Source organism: Tessaracoccus sp. SD287, from assembly GCF_017355265.1.
Classification (GTDB): domain Bacteria; phylum Actinomycetota; class Actinomycetes; order Propionibacteriales; family Propionibacteriaceae; genus Aestuariimicrobium.
Map to the genome: position 1 here is coordinate 1 of NZ_JADIJQ010000017.1, position 16,272 is coordinate 16,272.

Annotated in this window: 11 protein-coding genes; 4 read left to right on the forward strand and 7 right to left on the reverse strand. The window is 66.7% G+C overall.

What is annotated here, in order from left to right; all coding sequences use genetic code 11:
* The 3 genes from IPV09_RS08485 to IPV09_RS08495 form a co-directional block, all read right to left on the reverse strand.
* The coding region (locus IPV09_RS08485) for a PKD domain-containing protein (RefSeq protein WP_207474806.1) at nucleotides 1–4,412 on the reverse strand (4,412 nt) is incomplete at its 3' end.
* A gap of 211 nt (nucleotides 4,413–4,623) precedes the next feature.
* A complete protein-coding gene (locus IPV09_RS08490) occupies nucleotides 4,624–5,010 on the reverse strand; it encodes a hypothetical protein (RefSeq protein ID WP_207474807.1) in 387 nt (128 codons plus the stop codon).
* A gap of 360 nt (nucleotides 5,011–5,370) precedes the next feature.
* Nucleotides 5,371–6,333: a glycosyltransferase family 2 protein gene (locus IPV09_RS08495; protein ID WP_370590260.1), complete on the reverse strand. Its 963-nt coding sequence runs from the start codon at nucleotides 6,331–6,333 to the stop codon at nucleotides 5,371–5,373.
* A gap of 152 nt (nucleotides 6,334–6,485) precedes the next feature.
* Between IPV09_RS08495 and IPV09_RS08500 the strand changes: the two genes are divergently transcribed.
* From IPV09_RS08500 to IPV09_RS08510, 3 genes are all read left to right on the forward strand, one after another.
* Nucleotides 6,486–7,691, forward strand: a complete 1,206-nt coding sequence (locus tag IPV09_RS08500; protein ID WP_207474809.1) for a glycosyltransferase — start codon at nucleotides 6,486–6,488, stop codon at nucleotides 7,689–7,691.
* 165 nt (nucleotides 7,692–7,856) lie between these two features.
* Complete coding sequence (locus IPV09_RS08505) at nucleotides 7,857–9,248, forward strand: hypothetical protein (protein ID WP_207474810.1); 1,392 nt, start codon at nucleotides 7,857–7,859, stop codon at nucleotides 9,246–9,248.
* Between the two features lie 330 nt (nucleotides 9,249–9,578).
* A complete protein-coding gene (locus IPV09_RS08510) occupies nucleotides 9,579–11,642 on the forward strand; it encodes a glycosyltransferase (protein WP_207474811.1) in 2,064 nt (687 codons plus the stop codon).
* 100 nt (nucleotides 11,643–11,742) lie between these two features.
* On the opposite strand, the gene IPV09_RS08515 is transcribed toward IPV09_RS08510, so the two are convergent.
* The 4 genes from IPV09_RS08515 to IPV09_RS08530 all read right to left on the reverse strand — a co-directional run bounded on the left by IPV09_RS08515 (nucleotide 11,743) and on the right by IPV09_RS08530 (nucleotide 15,324).
* Nucleotides 11,743–12,870 (reverse strand): DUF1972 domain-containing protein, encoded by a 1,128-nt coding sequence (locus IPV09_RS08515; protein ID WP_207474812.1) that lies wholly within the window; start codon nucleotides 12,868–12,870, stop codon nucleotides 11,743–11,745.
* 59 nt (nucleotides 12,871–12,929) lie between these two features.
* Nucleotides 12,930–13,676 carry a CDP-alcohol phosphatidyltransferase family protein gene (locus tag IPV09_RS08520; RefSeq protein WP_207474813.1) on the reverse strand — a complete coding sequence of 249 codons (747 nt, stop codon included), beginning with the start codon at nucleotides 13,674–13,676 and terminating at the stop codon, nucleotides 12,930–12,932.
* A gap of 53 nt (nucleotides 13,677–13,729) precedes the next feature.
* Nucleotides 13,730–14,206 carry an adenylyltransferase/cytidyltransferase family protein gene (locus IPV09_RS08525; protein WP_207474814.1) on the reverse strand — a complete coding sequence of 159 codons (477 nt, stop codon included), beginning with the start codon at nucleotides 14,204–14,206 and terminating at the stop codon, nucleotides 13,730–13,732.
* Nucleotides 14,207–14,712: 506 nt separating this feature from the next.
* On the reverse strand, nucleotides 14,713–15,324 hold the full coding sequence (locus IPV09_RS08530) for a hypothetical protein (RefSeq protein ID WP_207474815.1): 612 nt from the start codon (nucleotides 15,322–15,324) through the stop codon (nucleotides 14,713–14,715).
* Between the two features lie 131 nt (nucleotides 15,325–15,455).
* Between IPV09_RS08530 and IPV09_RS08535 the strand changes: the two genes are divergently transcribed.
* Nucleotides 15,456–16,271: a hypothetical protein gene (locus IPV09_RS08535; RefSeq protein ID WP_207474816.1), complete on the forward strand. Its 816-nt coding sequence runs from the start codon at nucleotides 15,456–15,458 to the stop codon at nucleotides 16,269–16,271.
* Nucleotide 16,272: the final 1 nt, after the last annotated feature.

Sequence of the window (16,272 nt, forward strand, 5' to 3'; positions counted from 1 at the left end):
GTCGCCACCGAGGCCGGGTCAACCACCGAGTAGGAACGCACCGTAATCACCCTGTTGCCCGCCGTACTCGACGAGGACGTCACCTTGACCCCCACGCCGCCGGCCGTCTGCATGGCGGCGTTCGAGTCCGTACCCGTCAGGTTGGGGCTAGTTGGCTCTGGTGTGCCGTCGACCCAGACCTTTGCCTTGACCGTGGTGGGACTGGTACCAGTCACTTCCAGCCACAGATTGAGCACGTCGCCGGCCTGGTAGGTGTAGTTGGGAATCATGTAGCTGCCCACGAGCGCGGTCTCGTCGCGCAGGATGTAGAGCCGGATACCGCCGGCCTCAACCCTGGCGCGCGCCGAGTAGACCGACGAGCCGACCTGTCGACCGACCAGCGTGGTCGACACGACGCCACCGCTGAACTCGCGGTCCCAGGAGAAGGACAACGTGCTGCGGGTACTGGTGGACGACACCGCCGGCAGGTTTGCCTGACGATTCCAGGTGGGCTGGAGCAGGACGTGTCCCGACCCGTCGACGCTGAAGGCCGCAGCCCCACCGCTGGTCACCCAGGCTCCGCCAACGTCGGCCGAACCCCACCCTCCGGTGACAGCGCGACCGAAGGCGTCGGAGGCAAGCACCCGGAAGGCACTCACGGCGACCGGCTGCGAGATGCTCGTCTGTGTTCCCTTGTTGTCGGTGACCGTCAGGGTCACCGTGTACGTGCCAGCTGCGGCGTAGGTGTGGGTCGCCGTGGCGCCCGTACCGGTGCTGGAATCGCCGAAGTCCCACGCGAAGCTCGCGATGGTGCCATCGGGATCGCTGCTTGCCGACCCGTTGACAGACACGGTCCTGCCATCAGTGGTGGCGGTGAACTGCGCTGTCGGCGGTTGGTTCGGCGGGGCTTCGACGGTGACGCTGGTGGTCTTGATGGAACTTCCTCCACGATCATCGGTCACCGTCAGGGTCACGTCGTACTGGCCGGCGGCCGTGTACTTGTGCTGGGCCGTCGCTCCGGTTCCGACCGACCCGTCGCCGAAGGCCCACGAGTAGGACTCGATGGTGCCGTCGGGGTCGGTGCTGGCAGTGCCGTCGAAGCTCAGCTGGAGGAAGTCAGCCGCAAAGCTGAAGTTGGCGACGGGGACCTCGTTTGGCGCCCGCACCACGACCGGGGCTTCCGTGGTCGCCGTGGCGCCGCGGTCGTCGGTCACCGTGAGGGAGACCGGGTAGGTCCCCGGCAGGGCGTAGGTGTGCTCCGGCTTGGCACCAGTGCCGGTGCTGCCATCCCCGAAGTTCCAGCTGTACGTCGCGATGGTCCCATCGGAGTCGCTCGACGCGGACCCGTCGAACGTGGCCGTCAGGTCGTCGGTGACCGTGGTGAACTGGGCGACGGGGGTGGCGTTCGGCGTGCCCGAGACGCCGAGGATGTGGTGCTCCTGAACCTGCGCGCTCGTCAGGGGTGCTCGATACACCACGGCTTCGTCGATCGTGCCGTCGAAGTACCTGTCGCCTGCCCATGTGGTGTCACCACCCAGACGCCAGTAGCCCGCGTAGTTCTGGGTCGGGGTGTTTTGGTTCGACCCCTGGAGCACGCCGTCCACGTAGAACTGCATTCCCGAGGCCGACACCTGGCCGACGACGTGGTGCCATTGGCCGTCATTCAACGCGCGCGTGCTGGCAATGGTGACTGCCGAACCAGAGTTGATCCCAAATCGCACCACGCCGGCGGCATCCATGTAGATGTGGCGGTCATGGGTGGTGCTCGTCGAGCCGGACGCGGCGTTGCCGAAGCCGATGATCTTGCCACCGGTCGTGCTGGTGGTCTTGAACCACGTTTCCAGCGCGAAGGTGGTCGGACTTTGGGTCTGGGTCTTTGCCACGACCGTATTGGATCCGCTGAACAGGGCCGCCTGATCGTTGACGCCCGTGAGTGCCCCGGGCTGTCGGCGTTGGACGCCGTTGGTGTAGGTGCCGTTGTAGTCGTTCATGCCAGCGTCGGCCGCCGTGGCGTTGCCCTGGGGTTCGTTCAGCCTCCAGTACATCGCCGGATCCAGGTTGTAGACCATGGCACCGTAAGTGTCGGACGGAGAAGGTTGGATCGTCGTGTTGCGGCCACTGGCGACCCAGTGGGAGTCGATCTCACTGCGGGTCAGAGCCCGGTCATAGATGGCGACATCGGCGATGGTCCCAGCCAGGTAGCTGCTGCTCCCAATGTTCGTCCAGCCCGACGTGTTGTCGCCCCCGATGCGCCAGTAGCCGTTGTAGGCCTGCGCCGACGTCACCGCCGGATTCGCCCCGATCAAGTTGCCGTCGAGCCAGAACTTTTGTCCCTCCGCGCTCAGGGTCCCCACGACGTGGTGCCACTGACCGTCGTTGTAACCTGCCGCGCTTGAGATGGTCCGAACGCCCCCGGGGTAGACCCCGAACGTCACAGCGCCTGCATTGTTGAGATAGATGTGGCGGTCGTAGCTGCTCGAGAGCCCGGTTGCGGCGCTGCCGAAGCCGACGATCTTGCCCCCGCTGGTGCTGGTCGTCTTGAACCAGGCCTCGACCGAGAACACCTGGGGACCGGCCACCGAAGCGGTGCTCGATGCGAACGACGTATTGCTGCCGGCGAACGTGGTGGCCCCACTCACGGCGTTCAACTGCTGCCCGGTGGCGTTGCGGATGGCGCCGGCAACTGTCTGGTCGTAGCCGCCGGACCAGTCGTATCCGGTCGTGCCCGACGCTTCTCCCAACGGCCAGTAGGAGGCAGGGAGACTCGACAACACCGAATCCGAGTAGGCGGTGGCCTGAGTCGTCGTCGTCACGGTCACCGGTGTCCAGTCGGTGCGAGTGTTGTTACCCGAGGAATCTGAAACCCTGACGGTGTAGTTGTAGGTGGAGCCAGCCGCCAGGTTCTTGTCGGTGAACTGCATGACGGGCGTCTTGTAGAACGTCGACTTCTGCGTGAAGGTCGCCAGCGGCGTGGTCAGGCCGCGATCCTGCCGGAACACCTGGTAGGTGAGCTCGGGATCGTCGGGATCATCGTTCGCCTGCCACGTGAGGCGAGCCTCACCGGCCCTGAAAGAGGTGGTGGTGAGCTTCCACGCACCTCCCTTGGTCTGGGGGCCGATCTTGTTCGGTGCCTTCGCCTTGGTGGTGAAGCGGACGAGTCCCTGCTGGCTGGATCCGGAGACGCCCAGGAATTCTCCGCCGACGACGACATACTCATCGGTCGCCTTGATCGTCCAGCCTGCCTGCGACTGACCCGTGAAGGTGCCGATGGTCCAGTTGGGGAACCATGCGAGCGGCCGGGGCGCCTGCATCCCCGGGAAACTCTTGTAGCCGTAGATGTCGGGGGTGATCAGGTTGCCGGTAGGCGCCTTGCTGAACGCGAGGGAATGCTGGAAACCCCACGGATTGGTCTGGGGGAAGCTGCCGATATTGCCGCAGTAGTGCGCGTGACTGACCGTGTAGACGGTGTCGCTGGACGCTGCGACGTCGTAGGTGTCGCCGTGGCAGTCCTCCAGCCAGACGATCGAGCCGTCCGCCCACGCCATGCGCGCGGCCCCCTCGAACTTGTCATCCGGTCCGCCTCCGTAGTCCCACCCGGTGGCGTAGACCGAGTCGCCGTCCGAGGCGATGTTGTAGATGCCGGCCCGCTGGTCGGCGTTCCTCACCACACTGTTGCCGAGCCATGGCAACGACGCTCCCGTGGAGGCATCGAGGGCCGCGAGCCCGCGACCCGGGTTGGTCGACCCGTTGGCCGAGGTGAAGTCGCCACCAACCACAACTTTCGCACCGTCAGGGGAGACCACGACACCTCGTGCCCCGTAGCCGCCCGCCAAATCGGCCCTGAAAGGAAGCACGGCCCCGGTGGTGGCGTCCAGCGCAGCCACACGGGGACGGCTGATGCCGTTGACGGCGCTGAACTCGCCGGCGACGTAGACGACGTTGCCCTTCACGACGATGGAGTTCACCCGGCCGTTGACCTGAGGTGCCCACGACCTGAGCGCGCCGGTGGTGGCGTTCAGGGCCGCGACCCGGCTGCGCGCGGTGCCATTGATCTGGGTGAACTGGCCGGCGACGTAGACGGTCGCTCCGTCAGGCGTCACGTCAAGGCCGCGGATCGGCGAGTTGGACGTGGGAGCCCAACCGGTGATGAGGTTGCCGGTCGTCAGGTTGTAGGCGAGCAGGTTGGTACGGGGTGTCAGCTGGGTGCCGGCCGCGGCGCCGGCCGGGCGCGCGTTGGTGAACTGGCCTCCCACGTACACCGTGTTGCCCGAGATCACCTGTGTCCACGCGACCCCGTCCATCTGGACCGTGGGTAGCGGGTCAGCAGTGACCGGCGCCTGGTCGTAAATGACGGGCGCGGGGGGCGGTACCTCTGCTGCCTGGGCCGGCGCGGTCCCCATGCCGAACAACCCCATGCCCACACCCAGGCTCATCGCGAGAACCCCGTGCAGACCTGCCCTGAAAGCGCCAAATGTTGACTTCACCGAGATCCCCCATCGCCCTGAGCCACGAGTGCGACGCACTCGCCCAGCCCCCCCCAGGCTGCATTGGACTGGAGCGAAATTGATCCAGGTCCTGGCGCGATGCTAGCGGAACGGTGACAGCGTTACAACGCTCTGCCGCCCGCCATTTTCGGCGGCGGATTTATCGCCGCGCGTCCCCCCGGAAGACGGAGGCTGGGGTGCCCGCTTTCAGGTCGACTGTGATCGTGACATCCGAGCGATCTGCCACGTCGACCGTGAAGAGGTAGACGGCAGTTGCTTCACCGCCGGGTGGCACGGATCCCGCGAACGGCCTACCCCCCGGGGAAATGATCGACTCGAGCGGGATGCGAGCCGCTCCTCGGTAGGCGTTGACGACGACGGTGTCCAGACTCACCGCGGTTGCGCTGTTGTTGACCACACGAATGGTCACGCGCAGTGCTTCGCCGGAGACCTCCCCCGGCAATTGCGCCTTCCCCCCCACACTCTCCAGCAGGGGCAGGGAAACCACGACGCCCCCGACACGTTCAGAGTCGCCGGTGAGGTCCACGGGTGGCAGTTCGGGCAGGACCTCCGAGGCAGTGGAGGGAGTCTGGAGGATCCTGGTTCCGGAAGGAGTGGCCGATGCCGACTGACTCGCCCGTGTCGACGGGCTCGTTGTCGACGAGGTCGATGAACTGGAACCGGTCGGCGAGGACGTGAGACCGGGTGAACTGGGCGCGGACGCGGTGACCGATGGCGATTCCGTGGCGGCTGGCGGGGCGTTCTGGTCCCGGAGGTACAGCGGGATGGCTATTGCCAGGGTCATTGCCGCCAAGACCAGCCAGAGCCATGCTGGCACACCTCGCGTGGTGGGATCCTTCATGGAACCTCCCAGTCATTTCCGGCCCGACGGCCCGGCACGTTCATGCTAGCCGGACTTCTTCCGGAGATACGGCGCCGCCGCGACGCCCGCGCCGGCGGCAATGGCGCCCAGCCCGCCCATCACGTAACGCTCACCATGGGCCTGCTGACGCAATGACCTGCCGATTCGGCCAACGAGAGTCATCGCCGAACCCTTGACCACTTGAGCAGTTCCGCGCGCAAAGCACACCAGCCGGATGCCGAGTCGCTCCAGACCCGGTTCCGCCAACATGATTTCGACTCGGGCGCTCGCGTTGGACAGGCTGTAGCGCCGCCTCAGGTTGTACTCGCGGTTCGCGCGCTCGGCCGGCACCAGATCATCCACCACAGCCTCGGCGCACCAGACCATGTGCGCGCCGCCCTGGTGCAGTTGACCGGTGAAGAACGAGTCTTCCCCGCCGGTCAGCCCGAAGCGTTCATCGAACGAGAGCCCGAGGTTTCGCACCGTGGCCATGTCCAACAACAGATTGTTCGTGGCGGCGCGGGTGATCTCATCGCCTGTACGCAAGTGACTTCGGTGGAGCCGCAAGTGGGAGTCGCTGGCTTCCAGCCATGGGTCGACGGGCCCTTCGAACACGGACTTCACCGGGCCACTGACGACATCGGCGTCGTGCAACAGATGGGCACCGACGAGGTTGGTGAGCCACCCTGGCTGGGGGAGTTCATCATCGTCGATGAAGATCAGTACATCGCAGTCATCTGCGGCCCGAAGTACGGCGTTGCGGGCACTGGCGACGCCTGGTCGCGGCTCGACGGAATAGCGCACTCGGGGGTCCCCGAGCGGGTTCGCGGCCTCGCGTCCACTGGCCGTGGGATCATTGTCGACCACGATGACCGTCCACTCGCAGTCCAGATTCAACTCGGGTGCCGCGGCGTCCACCTGCTCCAGAATGGCCGGCACCAGTACGCGCAGATTGTCCTGCCGCTTGTAGGTCGCCATTCCGACAGCGATTCGGCTTGGGTGTCTCACGATTGCCCACCTTTCAGTTGGCGAACCTCGCCACGCCCAGAAGTCACCCTAGGATATGTCTCATGCTCGACTGCTGCGGCCAGCTTGGCCGTCGCCGAGTTCCTTTCCTGCACGGGCAGCGCGAGTCCCTCGCGGGGGAAGCATGGAGAATCGTGATCAGTCCACACCATCGGCGTCGAGTCCTCATCGGTGCGTACGCGTGCGGACCGCTCGAGGAACCGGAAGCCAGCGCAGGTTGGGCCTGTGCGGTGGCGGCGGCCGCCACCAGCGACGTCTGGGTGGTGACCCGTCGGCGATTCGCCGAGTCGGTCGAGGCCAGACGACGGGAGGATCCCGAGTTGGCACGGCACCTGACAGTGATCTACACCGATCTTCCCGATCGCGTGCTGGCGCTGCGCAGGCACGACTGGGACATGTACTGGTACTACCTGCTCTGGCAGCGGGCGCTCAAAGGGATCGCTCGGAGACTCCATGCGAGATACCACTTCGACGTGGCCCACCACGTTACCTTCGCCAATGACTGGTTGTTCTGTGGATTGACTGACCTGCCCGACGTGCCGCTGGTGTGGGGTCCAATCGGTGGAGCGAGCCATATCCCTTACTGGCGACTGCGGAACTGGTTGGGACTCAAGGGCCTGAGGACCGAGATCGTTCGCGATGTTGTCACCAGCGTGCCCCGGCTTGTCTGGGGCGGTGCTGCGGCGCGTCGTGCCTCGTTGGTCGTCGCCCAGAATGCTGATGTGGCCAGACGCTTCTCGCGCTTCGGCGACACGGTGATCGAACCAAATGCCTCTCTGGAAACAGTGCCACTCGAAAGCTCGCGACCCACGGTTGGAACAGACACGACCAAGACCGCGGTGTTCGCCGGGAGGCTCATTGGTCTGAAAGGGGTTCGGCTGGCGCTGGACGCGATCGCCCGCACTCCGGAAGGGGCTTGGCGGCTTGTGGTCTACGGGGATGGCTACGATCGCGAGACGCTCATCGGACGCGCGCAGCGTCTGGGAATCTCCGACCGGGTCGAGTTCCTGGGGCATCGTCCTCGTACCGAGGTGCTCTCCGCCTTCGAGACGGCGGATGCCCTGCTCTTCCCGTCCATGCACGACCAGGCCGGTTGGGTGGCTGGCGAGGCAAGCTCACTGGGTTGTCCCGTCGTGTGCCTGCCCCTGGGAGGCCCGCCGCTGCTGGCAGAACCCAATGCCTTCGTCGCCAGCCTGGACGGCGACATCGTGGCAAATGTCGCTGAACAACTGGAACTGGCGGGGAAGACCGGCGGCGTGCGTCACAATCGTTGGTCCCGCGACCGACTGCCCGCGATGGTGGACGACTGGTATCGCCGCGTCACCAGGGATGAGTCCTAGAGCGAGATGGCTGATCGGGCGGAAACGGTGGCACCCGTCAGGGCAGGGTCCCTGACGACTGACGGGAAATGGGCGCTCACTCTTGGGTTGATCGGTGCGGCATGGTCCTCGTGGCGCATCTGGATACCCTCGCTGTGGGCAGACGAGGGTGCCACGCTGAGCGCGGTGCAGCGGAGCTGGCCGGAGTTGTGGGCTCTGCTCGGACGGATCGACGCGGTCCACGGCGTGTACTACGCGCTCATGAAGGTGTGGTTCACCATCGTTCCGATGAACGTGGTCACCCTGCGACTGCCCAGTCTGCTGGCGGTCGGGCTGCTCATTGGTCTCACCCACCTCGTGAGCAGGAGTTGGTTCAGCCCCGCGTGGGCTGGTCTCGCGGCCGGTCTCGTCGCCGCCCTGCCCAGGACCACGTGGATGGCGATCGAGGGACGTTCCTGGGCCATCGGAGCGCTGGTGGTGCTGGGGGCGACGCTCGCCCTGATGCGCTGGCGGCGCACCGGGCGGTCCGGTGCACTGGTGGCCTACGGTCTGCTGCTCGTACTCGGCATCAGCCTGAACATCTACGTCGTCTTCATGGTGGCGGCCCACGGGCTCAGTTTGCTGATGCAGCGGGTCGCCGTGCGGCGACTGGCACGATGGGCTGTTGTAGCGGTCCTCGCCATGGTGGTCTCCGCGCCTGTGCTGGTGGCCGCCAACCACGAGAAGGCCCAACTGGGCGATCGTGAACAGTTGGGTTTGTTCGGTTGGGCCAGGGACGTGGTGGTCAAGCAGTTCGCCCTGGGTGACACGCCAGCTGAGACTGCCGTGTGGGTTCCCCAAGCGGTGTGGAGTTCCGCGGCGGTAGCACTGGCGTTACTCGCGTGGGGTGCCATAGCCCTGAGCTTGGTTTTCGCGGTCCGCGATGCCCGAGCAGGCGATGCTCGAGCAGAAATGGCCAGCTCACCACACTGGGAAGCTCTGGCGTGGACGATCCCCTGGATCGTGTTGCCGCCCACCTTCGTGCTGCTGGCCTCGCTGCTGACCGATGGCAACCTCTACCATCCGCGCTATTTCGCCTTCGCCGTGCCGGCCTTCGCCATCGCCGTGGTCGCCGGTCTGCGACGGATCGGTCCTCGGACGGCGCGCGTGGCTCTGATCGGCATGTTGGTCGTCCTCACCGTGCCTGTTCACCTGTCTCAGCGCGACGTGGATTCCAAGGGTGGCTACGACTGGTCGCAGGTGGCCGACGCCGTCTCGTCGGGGGCCCGAGCGGGGGACGGCGTGTACTTCGGCACAGAACCACCGACCCGCGTCATTTCGCTCGCCTACCCCTCGGCCTTCACCGGGATGGACGACTTCACCCTCGTGCTGACCCCCGCTCAGGAGGGATCGCTGGACGGTGAGTCCACACCTCTGAGCCCCACGTTGCTACGCGCAGCCCCGCAGCGCATCTGGGGAGTGTGGTCGAACCGTGATGGTGGCCGAGCCGGTGATCACGCCACCCTGGTTGCCGCCGGTTACCGCGACAGCTACCGCTGGACCGGAAGCCAGTCGACGGTCATCCTGATGGAGCGCTGAGCGACCTGTTCGAGGCCAAACTCGCATGTGGTGCAATGATGTCTCCGGATGGTCAGCCAGATCTTGCTGACCATCGACTGGAGTGACCACCGTTGATACCAGCGTGGGTATCGCAAACGGGGGGTTTCCGCCGGTGACGAGGTGGGCGCGGTCCGATCCGGAAGACAGAAGGACCCGGATCGAGCCGGGGAATTCATTGAAAGGAATGTTCAAAGTGCGAGAGGCGCTGATCGGTACCAAGGAGGTGCCGGCCCGGTCCGACAGTTTCCAGACCGCGGTGGAACAGGGGTCCTGCCCATTCTGCGGGCGGTCCATCCCGAAGGCGGCATCGTGAGCACCGGTGTGATCGTCGTTTCGTACGGCTCCTCGGGTCTGGTCGACGAGAACCTGCCTGAGTTGGGCCCCACCATGCGCGTCGTCCTCGTCGACAACTTCTCGAACGAGACCGAGCGAGTGGCCGCGGCGCACCTCGCGGAGCGTCGAGGGTGGGAGTTCATCGGGCAACCGAATGTCGGTTTCGGCGGCGGTGCGAACGCCGGCTGTCGCCGCGCGATCGAACTCGGATGCACCGCGCTGGTGCTGCTCAACCCTGACGCGAGCGCGAGCGAGGAGTCGCTGGGCAGGCTGGCCGCCCGCGTGCGCACCGAGCCTGACCTGATGGTGTCACCGCGCATCCTCACCTCCGACGGTGAGGTCTCCTACCGCGGGTCCACCCTCGACCTGCGCACCGGGCACCTGCGCGGTGGCTGGGTCGACGACCAGGACCCCACTCGGACGAACTGGCTGAGTGGAGCCTGCCTGGCCTTCAGTCCCGAGGTCTTCGAGCGCCTGCAGGGCTTGTCCGAGCACATGTTCATGTACTGGGAGGACGTCGACTTCAGTTGGCGCGCCAAGCGGGCGGGGGTGCGCCTGGCCGTCTGTGACGACGTCGTGGTGACCCACGACGCCGGCGGAACCCAGGGGCCGACGGTCTCGCCGCGCGCCATGTCTGACCTGTACTACTACTGGAACACCCGTAACCGCCTCGCGTTCGCCGCCGACAACCTGGCACCGTCACGGGTACGCCGCTGGTTGTGGCACACCCCCGCCGAGTCGGCCCAGATCTGGCTGCGTGGTGGACGCCGGCAGCTGCTGCACCATCCCGCCGGGGCCTGGGCAGCGCTGCGGGGAACATTGGCCGGGGTCCGACAGGCACTTCCCGCGGCCCTACCGCGCTCACGGCGCTCCCGACCGGCCACCGCTCAGGGGAAGCCCTGGCGGGTCTTGGTGGCCCATCCCAGCCCGGACCTCTACGGCTCCGACCGGGTGCTGCTCGACACCGTCAGCGCCCTGGTGAAATCGGCGGCGGAGGTGACGGTGGCCCTGCCATCGATGGGGCCGCTGGTGGAGCACCTCACCGAACGCGGAGCGACGGTCGTGGAATGTCCCAGCCCCGTCATCCGCAAATCAGCTCTCTCCCCCGCCGGATTTGTGAAACTCGCTGCCGAAGGTGTCAGGTCCATCCTGCCCACAGCGCAGCTGGTACGTCGCACCCGACCCGACCTCGTCTTCGTGAACACGGTGACCATCCCGGCGTGGGTGGTCATCCCCACCATGCTGGGCAGGCGTGTCGTCTGTCACGTCCACGAGGCGGAGGGACGACAGAAGCCGCTGATCAAGAAGGTGCTGTACGCCCCGCTCCTCGTCGCCCACCAACTCGTCGTCAACTCCCGCTACGCGCACGACGTGCTGACGGGCGCCTGGCCCTCGTTGCAGCGGCGTGCCACCGTCATCGACAATCCTGTGCCGGGGCCGGCGCGCCGAAGCCCGCTGCGCGAGTCCTGCGACCCGCCGCGCTTGCTGTTCATGGGGCGCATCTCGCCCCGCAAGGGGCCGCAGGTGGCCATCGATGCCGTGGCGGCGCTGCACCGGGCCGGAGTGCCTGCTCACCTCACCCTGTTGGGAGCCACGTTCCCGGGCTATGAGTGGTTCGAGGCTGAGATCCGCGACCAGATCGCCACGGCCGGATTGGACGCCCATGTCAGCTTGCTCGGTTTTCGACCCGACGTCTGGTCAGAACTCGACCAGGCCGACATCGTGCTCGTGCCCTCGACCGCCGACGAGCCGTTCGGCAATACCGCCGTGGAGGCGATTCTTGCTGGTCGGCCCCTGGTCGTGAGCGACACCTCCGGGCTGAAGGAGGCAGTCGCAGGGTACCGCTGGGCCAAACTGGTGCCTCCTGAGGAACCTGATGCCATTGCGGAGGGAGTCGTCGAGATCGTCGCGAACTGGCAGGAGGTCCGCGCCACCATCGATGACGACCGCCTGCGCGCGGAAACACGGCATGCACCGGCACGGTATCGACGAGAGCTGGTCAAAGTGGTCACTGTGCCCAACCGGCTACAAGAAGGCTGACCGTGCCCCGGTTCCTTCGCCGACAGCCATCAACGATGGGATCGCGCCAAGAAAACCAGGTCTGGCGTACCCCCCACGACCAGGGCAGGGGGTGGGTTCGTCACGACATCCGCCTCCCCGAGGGGCGCCGCGGCACCTGGCCGGCGGCCAGGTCGAGGCACAGCCGTTCGTACCGCGCGGCCACGTCGTCCCAAGAATACCGGCTAATCCGGTCCTGGACCGCGAGTCCGTCCAGGCGACAGGCCCGCGGGTCGGCCTCGGCGGCCTCCACCGCCGTGGCCACGTCGGCAGGGTCGCTGAAGTAGGCGCCCCTGCCCTCGAGCACCTCGCGGTTGAAGGCGACGTCGAAGGCAATCACGTGGGCACCGACGCCGGCAGCCCGCAGCAGCGACGGGTTGGTGCCACCGACGCTGTGGCCGTGCAGGTAGGTCAGCGCATTGGCGTACAGCTGGTCGAGCTGGGTCTGGTCCCAGACCGCACCCAGCAGCCGCACCCGGTCGTCGGCGGCCGCCCGGATCTCCGCGGTGTACGCGTCCGAGTACGGCGCGGAGCCGACCACCACCAGCGGACGGGTGGCGCCGCTGGCGACGTAGCCGCGGACGATCTCCAGGACGTGGTTCTCGGGCTCGAAACGGGCCACGACCAGGTGGTACTGCTGGGCCGACAGGCCGAGGTCGGCCAGCCGGTCGCTGCCGAGATCGCGCAGGATCGGGGCGCCATAGGCGATCAGTCGGGTCGGGGCATTGAACTCGTCGCGGTAGTAGTCGGCGATGCCCTGGGCGTCGGCGATCAGCGCGTCGGACCAGCGGACCGCCAGTTGCTCGGCGGTGCGGTAGTAGCGCTGGCCGACACCACCCCATTTGGCGCGTTTCCATTCCAAGCCGTCCACGTGGGTGGCCACCGGCACCCCGCGCATCCGGATGACGGGCAGCAGCGGGGCATTGGCGGCGTTGAACACCAGCGCCGCATCCGCGCCGCCGACCGAGGAGGTCAACACCGACAAGGCGGTGTGGCTCAGCGTCTCGAGGCTGCGGCGCTTCAGGGCCGGCATGGTGACCAGACGCATGCCCGCGTGCTCACGGAGCACCGGTTCCCCTGGTGGCTGTCGGCAGTAGACGGTGACCTGGTGACCGCGTTCGACCAGCCGGGAGCCCACCTCCTCGATCGCCGTCTCGAAGCCGCCGTAGCGTGCGGGAACCCCTCGGGTGCCCAGCATGACGATGCGCATCAATGCCTTTCCGGCCGCTGCCGCGGCATGCTGTGTCGCTGCTGACCCATCGGGTCTGCTCAACCCATCCGATCCAGTGCCGCCACCCGACGCGCCCAGGTGACCAGCACCAGGGCGGTGTAGGCGGCGGTCATGAGTCCGAGAATGGCATAGACGGACAGGAAGATCGTCGGCCAGCCCACCAGGACGAAGATCCAGCACAGCAGTCCGTAATCGGTGGGCAGTTTTGCCAACGACACCCACGTGGAGCCTTTGCCCTTCGGCGGCATCGGCACGCCGGCCTTGGCGTGGGCGACCCGGGCCAACAGTTCGGTGAGCAGCATGCCAAAGAAATGGATGACGTAGACGGCACCGAATGCCAGCGGGACCAGCAGCCATGACCGCGCCAGGTCGTAGTGGCGCACCATCATGATCAGCACCGCCGAATGCAGCGTGGCGATCTTGAAGGAGTCGATGACGTGGTCAAGCCACTCCCCCAGCATCGAGCCGCCGCCGCGCAGCCGTGCCAATTGCCCGTCGGCCGAATCCAGGGCGTAGCCCAGCACCAGCAGGGCCGCGATCAGCACCCCGACCCCCAGGCTGGGGCGGGCCAGCGCGATCACGGCAATGCCGCTGAAGGTGAACAGTGCCGAGACGATGGTCACGCCATTGGGCGTCAGTCCCGCCTTGTGGGCCGCAGCGGCCAGCACCCTGCCCACGGGGCGGTTGACCAGGATGGAATACAGCGGCGCACCCTTGTTGCTCTTCTGCGCGTAACGCAGACGCGCGAGGGAATCAGAAAAGCCCCGCTGGTTACTGTTGTGCATGATGACGTACCTTTCGATCGGTGGGCCAGAACAGCGACGCGACACCGACCGCCTCAGCGTGAGATGAATTCCCGCAGCAGTGTGCTGGAGGTGTGAACCGTGTACGGAAAATAGTGCACCTTGACGTCGACCGAGGCCATGTCGGATTCGAGTTGGTCGCCCCGCGGCGTCCCCTTCCAGTCCGATCCCTTGAACAGGACGTCGAACTTGACGCTCTCCCACACCTCCAGCTTGTTCACCGAGAAGTCCACGACCACCTCGTCGACCAGGCGCAGCGCCTCGACGATCGCCATCCGCTCATCCAGGGTGATTACTGGGGTCTTGCCCTTCATGGCCAGCAGCGCCTCGTCGCTGACCACGCCCACGATCAACCAGTCGGCGTGCTGGCGGGCGCGCTTCAAGATGTTCAGGTGTCCGATGTGGAACATGTCCCAGGCCCCGGGGACGTAGCCCACGACCCCGTGGCGGTGCGGGTGGCCCGTGGTGCGCGGCGGGCTGACGGCGAGGGAGTGGTGGCCGTTGGTCTCCATGAGTGACCGATCTATAGCGTGACGAGGTGGCAGGCGCCGGTGCAGCAGACCCTCGGCTGCCGTCGACTGGTCGCGATGAAGCGACGTGGTGTCTCTGGCATGGGGTCGCGACCAGTATTGGGCAGAAACGCCGTTTCGTCTACGGTCGGGCCCGGGTTCGCGTACTCTGCGTGCTCATTTCCTCGGGTGCTGCTCATCCCAACCGGACATTCTGCCTTCGGCGCCACGTTGTCAGGCGCCGGCCCACGTCCCGACCGGACATTGTGACTTCGGCGCCACGATGTCAGGCTGCGGCCACGCCCCGACCGGACATTGCGCCCTCCACGCCACGATGTCAGGCTCCGGCCACGTCCCGACCGGACATTGCGCCCTCCACGCCACGATGTCAGGCTCCGGCCACGTCCCGGCCGGACATTCTGCCCTCGGCGGCAAAACTTCACCCAGGATCGTTCATCCAGCCCTCGCCGAGGGTCGGCAAGCCGCTCAGCATCCGGCGGCGCAGCGCCCTAACGGACGAGTGCTGCCTCACGCCGCTCGGAGTCCACGGTGTGACGGGGCGCGATGATGCTGCCGGTCAGGCCCTTGACCACCACCAGGGCGATCACCGCGGTGACGACCTTGTCAATGAGTTCCAGCCCGGCGCGGGGCCAGAAGGCGGCGCTGAACAGGGAGTTGCCGGCGGCCTGCAGACCGGCGACGGCGTCGTCGACCGGGTTGCCGTGGGCACCCTTGAAGACGGCCACGACGATGATCGTGGACAGCAACGGGACGAGCACCGCCAGAATCGCGGCCGCGATCGGTGCCGAGGCGACGGTGTAGCCCTTGGGCCGCGAGACGGCACCGACGACCACCGCGACCGCGATCTGCACCACGACGAACCAGATCGCCTGCGGACGGAAGGTTAGGGCGATCACGACATTGGTGACCACGCCCACCAACAGGCCCCAGCGGATGCCGAACAGGGCGGCAGCGATGAAGGTGCCGACGGTGTCCAGGAACAGGAAGGAGAGGGTCAACAGTCCCACGGCCCAGCCCACCGTGATGTTCAGCACCACCGCAGCGGTGCACACCAGCAGGATCGTCGACAGTGAGTTGGGGTTCGTCCGGGAGCGTGGCATGCCCTCACCATGGCACACCTGACCGGTAGCACTCCCGGGGTTGCCGTCGGTTGCCCGGGCACCGCCACTCCGGACGAGGAGTTGACGGGGGCGGATGCCGGGGGCTTCATGGCCGGCCGTAGCGTGGGGACATGACAACAACGTCGCCCCGGGTGGGGCTGATGTGGTCGGCGGTCATTGCGGTGCTCGTGGTGGTCGCCAGTGTCGCGGGACTCACCGACCCTCAGGTCTACGCCGAGGAGACGTCCAACTGGATGGCGCAGGCGCAGGGCCAGGACGTCGGCAACCTGCTGGCCGTGGCTGTCCTGCTGGTCGCCGCCGTCGGCATGCGTCGCGGGTCGGCACGCGCCGAGCTGGTGTGGCTGGGCACCTTGCTGTACCTGGTCTACGCATTCATCGTCTACGCCTTGGCAGTGCACCTGAACTACCTTTTCCTGGTCTACGTCGCGGTGCTGGGGTTCAGCGCCTGGACGTTGATCTTCCACGTGCCCCAGTTCGACCGACAGGACCTTGGGTTCCCGTCGGGCCGCGTTCGGACCCTGGCAGCGTCCGTGCTGATCGCGATCGGCGTGCTGTTCGCCGCGCTGTGGCTCAGCGAACTGGTCCCTGCGCTGGTCGCCGGCACGGTGCCGGCCAGCCTGGCGGAGGCCGGGCTGTGGGTGAACCCGATCCACGTGATCGACCTGTCACTGGTGCTGCCGGGGTTCATCCTGACCGGCGTCGCGGCCCTGCGGACCCGCCAGTACGGCCTGTTCTGGTTGGCGCCCTGGCTGGCTTTCTCGGCGCTGATGGGTGCCAGCATCGTGGTGGCGATGGTGCTGTTGTGGGGCTCCTCGGCGTCCAACCCCGTCCCGCCGCTGGTGATGGTCGCGCTCGTGGTGATGGCCAGCCTGCTCGCGGCGTGGGGCTACCTCAGGGCGACGACGCCGAGGTCCTCCGACCATTGAC